The organism is Streptomyces sp. 4F14, assembly GCF_048159485.1.
Taxonomy (GTDB): domain Bacteria; phylum Actinomycetota; class Actinomycetes; order Streptomycetales; family Streptomycetaceae; genus Streptomyces.
Genome location: NZ_JBLRVY010000354.1, coordinates 1 through 326, shown reverse-complemented (window position 1 = coordinate 326; position 326 = coordinate 1). Strand labels below are relative to the sequence as shown.

Annotated in this window: 1 protein-coding gene; it reads left to right on the top strand. The window is 67.5% G+C overall.

What is annotated here, in order from left to right:
- Nucleotides 1-326 (top strand): ATP-binding cassette domain-containing protein (locus ACLZOT_RS51085; RefSeq protein ID WP_416976128.1); only part of this gene is annotated, 326 nt, incomplete at both ends.

Below are 326 nucleotides of genomic sequence, written 5' to 3'. Positions count from 1 at the left end.
TCATCGGGGAGCCGTACGAGACCCACCCCGAGGTCGCCCCGAAGGGCAGCCGCCGCCAGAAGGTGCAGGACCTGCTGGACGTCGTCGGGCTCAACCCGGAGTACATCAACCGCTATCCGCACCAGTTCTCCGGCGGCCAGCGCCAGCGCATCGGCATCGCGCGTGGCCTCGCCCTCAACCCGGAGATCATCGTCGCCGACGAACCGGTCTCCGCACTCGACGTCTCCGTCCAGGCCCAGGTGGTCAACCTGCTGGACCGGCTCCAGGCGGAGTTCAAGCTGAGCTACGTCTTCATCGCGCACGACCTGTCGATCGTCCGCCACATC